The organism is Acinetobacter sp. HR7 (genome assembly GCF_000773685.1).
Lineage (GTDB): Bacteria > Pseudomonadota > Gammaproteobacteria > Pseudomonadales > Moraxellaceae > Acinetobacter > Acinetobacter thermotolerans.
In genome coordinates this window covers 1-3,992 of sequence record NZ_JPQO01000064.1, presented here as the reverse complement: position 1 = coordinate 3,992, position 3,992 = coordinate 1, and the positions used below count along the sequence as shown (strand labels likewise).

Sequence of the window (3,992 nt, the reverse complement as noted above, 5' to 3'; positions counted from 1 at the left end):
CTCATTATTCCAGACACCCCCAACTAAAGAGTTGGGGGTGTTTTTTTGTGCCTATATTATTTATTTCCCTATTTTTAATATTTCCCTATTTTTAATTTAAACCATTCGGTAAATAACTTATTTTGAAAGAAAAATATTGATTAAAAAATGGACTCAAGGGTCCAGTTTTCTGCACTATTTTGCGACCTTTGTATAGTATTTGATCATATTCAGCCATGCTCAACTATAGTGGTTGCGAAGACATGGCAGCATAGACCTATAAAAATAAGACCAAAGAGAAAAAGTCATGTGTCGCGGTTCAAAACAATGAAATTGAAAACTCACAGGAGGTGAGACGTGACAGTGAATATAGTCAATGTAAATGAGGTCATCGACAAGGCAAAATTTACGCCATTTCACTTTAATATTGTGTTCTGGTGTCTACTGATTATTCTTTTTGATGGCTACGACCTGGCAATTAATGGTGTAGCTTTACCGCTGTTAATGCAGGAATGGTCTTTATCTGCGGTTCAGGCTGGTATGCTGGCCAGTACGGCACTTGCTGGCATGATGTTCGGTGCCATGCTGTTTGGTACGTTGGCAGACAAGATTGGCCGTAAGAAAGTTATCATGATTTGTGTGCTGCTGTTTAGTGGCTTTACCTTTGCGGGTGGCTTTGCTTCAAACCCGACTGAATTCGGTGTATTGCGTTTCCTGGCTGGTTTAGGCATAGGCGGTGTTATGCCAAACCTGGTGGCCTTAACCTCTGAATACGCGCCTGCACGCTTACGTGCGACACTGGTCACCACCATGTTTAGTGGTTATGCCGTAGGTGGTGTGATGGCTGCTTTATTTGGTGCCTGGTTTACGCCTAATTTTGGTTGGGAAATCATGTTCTTTATCGCAGGAGTACCGTTACTGTTATTACCTGTGATCTGGAAATTCCTGCCTGAATCCCTGACCTTTTTGGTAAAAGCACAAAAGCATGAAAATGCGCGTCATATCATGCAGCGTCTGAATGATCAGTTGAACCTTTCAGAACAATCTCAACTAATTCTTAGTGAAGTCAAAGTGACTGAACCCGCATTTGTCAGCAGCCTGTTTAAGCAGGGGCGTGCAGGCAGCACCTTGCTGTTCTGGCTAGCGTTCTTTATGTGTCTATTAACGCTGTATGCATTGGGTAGCTGGTTGCCAAAACTGATGATGGCTGCAGGCTATTCACTCGGTAACAGCTTGATGTTCCTGCTGGCAATGAATATCGGTGCGGTCATCGGTACAGTGGGCGGTGGCATATTGGCGGACAAGTTCCACTTGAAACCGGTGATCATTACCCTGTGTTTGTCAGGTGCGGTCGCGCTTTCTTTACTTGGTTTTAACTCTCCACAGCCAGTCATTTACCTGTTGGTGGCAGTTGCAGGTGCAGCAGCGATTGGTGGCCAGATTCTGCTGTATAGCTATGTTGCGCAATACTATCCATTGACTGTACGTTCGACCGGTATTGGCTGGGCATCGGCAGTAGGGCGTAGTGGTGCGATTGTTGGTCCAATCCTGATTGGTATGCTGCTAGGCATGGAATTACCGCACCAGATTAATTTCATGGCTGTTGGCTTGCCAATCGTGATCGTAGCAATTGCGGTAGCGCTAATTGTGCGTAAAGACCGCGTGGTTGATGCCCATCCGGTGGCTGAAGCGAAGCTCAAAGCGGTTAAAGCCTAGTGACCCATAGGTTCAGTTTTTTATCCCACTGCATTAAAATAGAGCAAACCCCTGCAAATGCAGGGGTTTTTCTATGGAATTTCATACTTTCCAAAAGAAATCAAAGAATTTTTTAATATGGTAAAAATCACATAAAAAAACGTAATTAAAATCTATAAATATATATTCATCAATGTTTTATATAATTTTAAAAATGTGAAAAATCACATAATAATACTGCTTTATATAGACCATGGTTGCATAACAAATAGTCTTATTGTAGCGAAAAAACAGCTTCCGTATATTCGCTCGTCCTGACGCTTTTTTCTTGGTGTCGGAATGGATTTATGGACAAGTACTCATGGGAGATGAGAACGATGACAACGGATACTGTAGATGTTAATTCTGTAGTCGATAATGCGAAATTTACGCCTTTTCACTTCAATGTAGTTGCTTGGTGTTTATTCATTATCTTGTTTGATGGCTACGATTTAGCAATCAATGGTGTAACTTTACCATTACTCATGCAGGACTGGGGCTTATCAGCCGTACAAGCGGGAATGCTTGCCAGTACAGCACTTGCTGGCATGATGTTTGGTGCAATGATTTTTGGTTCACTGGCAGACAAAATTGGCCGTAAAAAAGTGATCATGATCTGTATCGTGCTATTCAGTGGCCTGACTTTTGCGGGTGGCTTTGCTTCTAACCCGACTGAATTTGGTATTTTGCGTTTCCTTGCCGGTCTGGGCATTGGTGGTGTAATGCCAAACCTGGTGGCGCTGACCTCTGAATACGCACCGCAAAAAATGCGCAGTACCTTGGTAACCACCATGTTCAGTGGTTATGCCGTGGGTGGTGTGATGGCTGCTTTACTCGGCTCATGGTTTACCTCAGATTTTGGCTGGCAAATCATGTTCTTTATCGCAGGTATTCCTTTATTTTTACTGCCGGTGATCTGGAAGTTCCTGCCTGAATCTCTATCTTTTATTGTGAAAGTGAACAAGCAGGCTGAAGCACGTCGTATCGTTCGTCATCTGGCGCCAAACGTAAAAGTAACCGACAACACAACCTTTACTTTACCTGAAGAAAACGTACCTGAAGCGGCAAACGTGGTAAGCCTGTTCCGTCGCGGACGTGCGGTAAATACGTTACTGTTCTGGGTGGCTTTCTTTACCTGCTTGCTTACTATGTATGCGCTGAGCAGCTGGTTGCCGAAGCTAATGATGGCTGCGGGCTTCTCGATGGACAACAGCCTGATGTTTATGATGGCAATGAACGTGGGTGCTGTAGTGGGTATCGTGGGCGGTGGTATTCTGGCTGACCGTTACCACCTGAAACCGGTATTGATGTTCCTCGGTATTATGGGTGCGATCGTGATGAGCCTGATGGGCTTCCAGTCAAACCAGTTCCTGCTTTACATCCTGGTGTTCCTGGCAGGTGCGGCTTCGATTGGTTCACAAATGTTGCTATACAGCTATGTTGCGCAATATTACCCACTGGCAGTGCGTTCTACGGGTATTGGCTGGTCTTCTGCGATCGGTCGTATGGGTGCGATTGTTGGCCCGATCCTGATTGGTGGCTTACTGGGCATGAACCTGCCTGCACACTTCAACTTTATTGCAGTGGGTTTACCGGTATTGATTACAGCGATTGCGGTTGCGTTGATCATGCATGAAGATGAATCTGAAAAGATTGGTTCAGCAGATACGATTCCTGCAAAAGCTTAAAACTCTGTTTGAAAAAGAAGCCTCCGAAAGGGGGCTTTTTTGATTCTTATAGTTATGATAAAAGTATGATAATTATAATGATTTATGGTGGTTTTATTGAATAGACTAATTAAAAAATATTATCAAGAATTTGAGTCATATCACACAGTATGGACTTTTAAAAATATACTATTTGTGTGCTTATTTATTTCTGTACTAATATTTTTCTCAAGTATTATTGGCTTTTTTTATTTTACAAATGCTAAGAATAAAGCACTGCAAGATATTCTGACTTATTGTATGTTGTTGGCAGAAGTTTTCGCTTTATATTTATTTTATGCCGTAGAAAAGCAGCGGAATGAAATTGTGAAACAGAAATTTCGTCACTTATATAAAAATGATCAACTAACTTTATTACAGATTAAGAAAAGATGGTTTCGTGAAGCCTTAGCTATACCTAACCACGAGTATATAAATTTAATCGAGAAAATTGAAAAATATTATTTGATTCAATCTAAATATAAAGGAGGAAAAGTTAATAGAGAAAAAATTTATAACCGCAGATTCAAATCCCAAGTGCGACACATTTGTAGTTAGTTGAAAAAGTTAGGT

Annotated in this window: 3 protein-coding genes; all 3 read left to right on the top strand. The window is 41.9% G+C overall.

Features of this window, described 5'->3' with window-relative positions:
• Positions 1–336 precede the first annotated feature (336 nt).
• The 3 genes from GW12_RS04265 (at position 337) to GW12_RS04255 (ending at position 3,977) form a co-directional block, all read left to right on the top strand.
• Positions 337–1,695: an MFS transporter gene (locus GW12_RS04265; protein WP_034583927.1), complete on the top strand. Its 1,359-nt coding sequence runs from the start codon at positions 337–339 to the stop codon at positions 1,693–1,695.
• Positions 1,696–2,051: 356 nt separating this feature from the next.
• Positions 2,052–3,401, top strand: a complete 1,350-nt coding sequence (locus GW12_RS04260) for an MFS transporter (protein WP_034583926.1) — start codon at positions 2,052–2,054, stop codon at positions 3,399–3,401.
• Between the two features lie 96 nt (positions 3,402–3,497).
• Positions 3,498–3,977, top strand: a complete 480-nt coding sequence (locus tag GW12_RS04255) for a hypothetical protein (protein ID WP_152598523.1) — start codon at positions 3,498–3,500, stop codon at positions 3,975–3,977.
• Positions 3,978–3,992: the final 15 nt, after the last annotated feature.

Excerpts from the sequence above, each read along its gene's own strand:
- GW12_RS04260 (WP_034583926.1), top strand. The coding sequence starts at position 2,052 with ATGACAACGGATACTGTAGATGTTAATTCTGTAGTCGATAATGCGAAA.